Origin of the sequence: Pseudomonas defluvii, assembly GCF_001695625.1 — a bacterium.
In the GTDB taxonomy this organism is placed as follows: Bacteria; Pseudomonadota; Gammaproteobacteria; order Pseudomonadales; family Pseudomonadaceae; genus Aquipseudomonas; species Aquipseudomonas defluvii.
On record NZ_MBPN01000193.1, the window covers coordinates 1 to 4,651 of the forward strand.

General features: G+C 59.8%; 5 protein-coding genes. 2 read left to right on the top strand and 3 right to left on the bottom strand.

The features are described from left to right. Both EKA13_RS25980 and EKA13_RS25985 read right to left on the bottom strand, forming a co-directional pair. Positions 1 to 737: TerC family protein (locus EKA13_RS25980; protein WP_065761916.1), on the bottom strand; the 737-nt coding region annotated here is incomplete at its 3' end. A gap of 31 nt (positions 738 to 768) precedes the next feature. Further along, positions 769 to 1,011: a hypothetical protein gene (locus EKA13_RS25985; protein ID WP_065761917.1), complete on the bottom strand. Its 243-nt coding sequence runs from the start codon at positions 1,009 to 1,011 to the stop codon at positions 769 to 771. A gap of 132 nt (positions 1,012 to 1,143) precedes the next feature. Here EKA13_RS25985 and nhaR point away from each other — a divergent pair, with 132 nt between their 5' ends. Next, a complete protein-coding gene (gene nhaR, locus EKA13_RS25990) occupies positions 1,144 to 2,094 on the top strand; it encodes a transcriptional activator NhaR (RefSeq protein WP_065761918.1) in 951 nt (316 codons plus the stop codon). On the opposite strand, the gene EKA13_RS25995 is transcribed toward nhaR, so the two are convergent. Next, positions 2,030 to 3,184 carry an MFS transporter gene (locus tag EKA13_RS25995; RefSeq protein ID WP_065761919.1) on the bottom strand — a complete coding sequence of 385 codons (1,155 nt, stop codon included), beginning with the start codon at positions 3,182 to 3,184 and terminating at the stop codon, positions 2,030 to 2,032. The two genes, nhaR and EKA13_RS25995, sit on opposite strands and share 65 nt — an antisense overlap. A gap of 213 nt (positions 3,185 to 3,397) precedes the next feature. Here EKA13_RS25995 and sstT point away from each other — a divergent pair, with 213 nt between their 5' ends. Then, on the top strand, positions 3,398 to 4,615 hold the full coding sequence (gene sstT / locus EKA13_RS26000) for a serine/threonine transporter SstT (protein ID WP_065761920.1): 1,218 nt from the start codon (positions 3,398 to 3,400) through the stop codon (positions 4,613 to 4,615). Positions 4,616 to 4,651 lie beyond the last annotated feature (36 nt).

The window sequence follows — 4,651 nt, forward strand, 5'->3', positions numbered from 1 at the left end:
TCTTCACGCTTCGTGCGAGCACGTCGCGACAGAATGTTAAGCACTTCGATCGCCGTCGAGAACGCCATGGCCGCGTAAACGTAACCTTTTGGCACGTGGACACCGAAGCCTTCAGCGATCAGGGTCATACCGATCATGATCAGGAAGCCCAGGGCCAGCATCACGACAGTCGGGTTGTCGTTGATGAAGCGCGCCAGTGGATCAGCGGCCACCATCATCACCACCACGGCACTGATAACGGCGATGATCATGATCGGCAAGTGCTCGGTCATGCCCACAGCGGTAATGATGCTGTCGATCGAGAAGACGATATCCAGCAACAGGATCTGGCCAATCGCAGCAGCAAAGCCAAGGGTAATGGTCGACGAGGCCTTGGCGTCTTCCTGTGCCACGGGATCAACACTGTGGTGAATTTCAGTGGTTGCTTTCCACAACAGGAACAGGCCACCCGCGATCAGAATCATGTCCTTCCAGGAGAAACTCTGGCCAAATACGTCAACCACCGGTTCAGTCAACTGGACGATCCAGGCAACGGTACTGAGCAGCGCCAGACGCATCACCAGCGCCATGCTGATACCCACGCGCCGCGCCTTGGAGCGGTACTGTTCAGGCAGTTTGTTGGTCAGGATGGAAATGAAGATCAGGTTATCGATACCCAGGACAATCTCCATGGCCACCAAGGTGGCCAGGGCGACCCAGGCGGTAGGGCTTGCAGCAAGTTCTAACAGGTATTCCATGAATCAGTCCTGAACGGGGGGATTGGTTGAATCAGATGTCTTGAGTGCTGTCATCGCGCTCGGTGTCAGAAGGCTTCTTCTCTGCCTGCGAACCTGTGGCTTCGCTCAAGGCTTGTTGAGCCGCTTCGTTGGTCTTGTCGATGGCTTCCTTGGCCGACTGTGCGGCCTGATTGAGCACCTGCTGGGCGGACTTTTCTGCCTGTTCACAGCCGCTGATGGCAAACAACGCCAGCACCAGCACCAACGGCGTACCAATCGATTTGAAGTGAAGCATGTTTTTTCCTCTTGTAACGGCCAGCCCTGAAGCCGGCGCTTTAGATAGCAATGCATTCTAAAGACCGAGATACATCAGGAAAATTCGTTTTTTTAAGGGTTATACTTCGGTTTTTACGAAGTGAGAGCCCTCATGCTCAACTACAGGCAGCTGCACTACTTCTGGGTCGTGGCCAAAACCGGCAGCATTGTGCGCGCCTGCGAGCAACTGAACCTGACCCCGCAAACCATCAGCGGACAGATCAGCCTGCTGGAACAAACCTATGGGGTAGAGCTGTTTCGCCGGGTAGGCCGTCAACTGGAACTGACCGAAACCGGTCGCCAGGCCCTGAGCTATGCCGAGCCCATGTTCCAGATCGGCGGAGAACTTGAGGCCCTGCTGCGTACGCAGCCAGAAGAAAAGCAGATCCTGTTTCGGGTTGGCGTTGCGGATGTGGTGCCGAAGTCCATCGTTTACCGGCTGATTGCCCCCACCATGGAAATGAGCGACCCACTGCGCATCAGTTGCCGTGAAGACAAGCTGGAGCGCCTGCTTGCCGACCTGGCGATTCAGCGCCTGGACCTGGTCATCTCCGACAGCCCAATGCCCAGCCACCTGGACATCAAGGGCTACAGCCAGAAACTGGGAGAATGCGGCATCAGCTTCTTTGCCACCGCCACGCTGGCCGAGCGCTACGGGGCCAACTTTCCTCAAGGGTTACAACATGCGCCACTGCTGATACCCGGGCAGGAAACCGTGGTACGCAGCCGCTTGCTGCGCTGGTTTGCCGAACAGAATGTGCAACCACGGATCATCGGTGACTTCGATGACAGCGCCTTGATGCAAGCCTTCGGGCAGTCAGGCAGCGGAATATTCATCGCCCCCAGCGTCATCGCCGACGAGGTCTGTCGACAGTACGGCGTCGAGCTGATCGGCCAGACGGATGCCGTGATCGAGTCGTTCTATGCCATCTCGGTGGAACGCAAGGTCAAGCACCCCGGCATTCTTGCCATCACCGAAGGCGCCCGACGCGAGCTGTTCAACTGGCCTCTGGCTGGAACCGCGCGCTCATCAACCACAGCCCCAGGATCACCGACGACGTGATCAACACCGCGGCAGACAACCCCAGGCGGGCCAAGCCCAGGGTATCGATGACCCAACCGCCAATGATCGCCCCCAGGCCGATGCCAAGATTGGCCCCGGCAATATTGAGAGAAGCCGCAAACGCCGGCGCCTTGGGGGCGGCCTTGATCAGGCGCACGTGGGAAACCAGAAACAGCGCGGCCTGGGTCGCCCCCCAAATGGCCAACGCCAACATCAGGCCCACCGTGGACTGCATGCTCGGCACCACCGCAACCAAGCCTATGACCATCACGGCGCAGAAGCCACTGGACGCCAGCAGAGGATGACGATCCACGGCACGGCCGCCCAGACTGTTGCCGACCAAACCGACCGCACCAAACCCCATCAGGTACCACCCCACCCTGCTGCCATCGAAGCCGGCCAAACGCTCAAGCATATCGGCCAGGTAGGTATACGCCGTGAACATGCCGCTGAACACCAGCACCGACAACAGCACATGCCCCTGCAACAAACGGCTGCGCAGGATGCCAAATTGCCCGAGTAGTGACGAGGCCGGCGTCTGACGCGGGGTGCGTGGCAGGTAGCCGTACAACAACAACGCCTTGGCCAGCGCCAGCACGGCCAGCACCGCAAAAGCAGCCCGCCACCCCAGGGCATCACCAATCAAGGTGCCGACCGGAATACCAAACACCGTCGCACACACCACACCAAAGCTGATCTTGGCAATGGCACGTCCAGCGTAAGCCGGGCCGACGATGTCCACCGCCGTTTCACTGGCCAATGCCCAGAACACCGGCAACCCGAGCGCCGGGATCAACCGCGCCAAGCCCATGACATAGATGTTCGAAGCCACCGCCGCCAGCGCATTGGAGGCCGCGAACACCAACAAAATTCCGACAAACAGTCGTTTTCGATCGAAGCGCGCGCACCACGCGGTGAGAAACGGCCCGCAACAGGCCACGGTGAATGCGAACAAGGTCACCAGCAGCCCCGCCTGGGAAACACTGACCTGCAGGTCTCGTGCAATGCCCGGCAGCAACCCGACGATAATGAACTCCGTGGTCAATACAGTGAAGCCGGCCGCAGCCAGCAACAGGATAGGCAGTAACATCCACACTCCAACACAGAAAGCACGCGGCCACAGCCGCGCCAAAAGGGCGGGCATACTACACGCCCGCACCACGCTCCGACACCGTGCAGCGACCCTCGGCTGCACACTGTGCTAAAGTCGCGCCCTTTTTCGCGGCCCTGCCATCCAGACGCCGTCAATGCGCCACGTTTCGGCACTGCCGAAACCCTTGAACAAGACAGAGAAACACCTGCCATGACCCCCGTTCTAAACCTGTTGAATAGAACCAGCCTGGTGCTACAGATCCTGGTTGGCCTGATTGCTGGTATCGCCCTCGCGTTGATCTCACCCGAAACCGCAGCAAACCTGTCCTTTGTTGGCAAGGTCTTCGTCTCCGCGCTGAAGGCTGTCGCCCCCATTCTGGTGTTCATTCTGGTCATGGCGTCTGTCGCCAACCATCGTCATGGTCAGGAAACCCATATCCGTCCGATTCTGGTGCTGTACGTGCTGGGCACCTTTGCGGCTGCGGTGGTTGCGGTAGTTGCCAGCATGGCCTTCCCTTCCCACCTGGCACTGAGCACCTCCGAGGCCTCGCTGAGTGCTCCGGGTGGCATTGGTGAGGTCCTGCAGAGCCTGGTGCTGAGCGCCGTAGACAACCCGGTCAAAGCCCTGATGAACGCTAACTTCATCGGTATCCTGGCGTGGGCCATCGGCCTTGGCATTGCCATCCGCCATGCTGGCCAGACGACCCGAACCGTGCTGGAAGACCTGTCCAACGGCGTGACCGTAATCGTACGAGTCGTCATTCGTTTTGCGCCGCTGGGTATCTTTGGCCTGGTCGCCTCGACCCTGGCAGAGTCCGGCCTTGATGCCCTGGTCGGCTACCTGCACCTGCTGACCGTCCTGATCGGCTGCATGCTGTTTGTCGCGCTGGTGGTCAACCCGCTGATCGTGTTCTGGAAAATCCGTCGCAACCCGTTCCCACTGGTGTTCATGTGCCTGCGTGAAAGCGGCATCACCGCCTTCTTCACCCGTAGCTCGGCCGCCAACATCCCGGTCAACCTGGCGTTGAGCAACAAGCTGGGCCTGCATGAAGACACCTACTCGGTATCGATCCCTCTGGGTGCAACCATCAACATGGCCGGTGCCGCCATCACCATCACCGTCCTGACCCTGGCAGCGGTAAATACCCTGGGTATCGCCGTAGACCTGCCGACCGCCGTACTGCTCAGCCTGGTGGCGGCGGTGTGCGCCTGCGGCGCCTCCGGCGTGGCTGGCGGCTCGCTGCTGCTGATTCCTCTGGCCTGCAGCCTGTTCGGCATCCCCAGCGAAATCGCCATGCAAGTGGTAGCAGTTGGTTTCATCATCGGAGTACTACAGGATTCGGCAGAAACTGCGCTGAACTCCTCCACCGACGTACTCTTCACCGCCGCAGCCTGCCAGGCCAAAGAGCGTCAAGCCGCTCGCGCCTGACCATGCCCCTGCAGCCGGTGCCCGGGCACCGGCTGC

What these genes read in the sequence shown, in the direction of transcription:
- nhaR (WP_065761918.1), top strand. Translation starts at nt 1,144, where the DNA reads ATGCTCAACTACAGGCAGCTGCACTACTTCTGGGTCGTGGCCAAAACC.
- EKA13_RS25985 (WP_065761917.1), bottom strand. Translation starts at nt 1,011, where the DNA reads ATGCTTCACTTCAAATCGATTGGTACGCCGTTGGTGCTGGTGCTGGCG.
- sstT (WP_065761920.1), top strand. Translation starts at nt 3,398, where the DNA reads ATGACCCCCGTTCTAAACCTGTTGAATAGAACCAGCCTGGTGCTACAG.
- EKA13_RS25995 (WP_065761919.1), bottom strand. Translation starts at nt 3,184, where the DNA reads ATGTTACTGCCTATCCTGTTGCTGGCTGCGGCCGGCTTCACTGTATTG.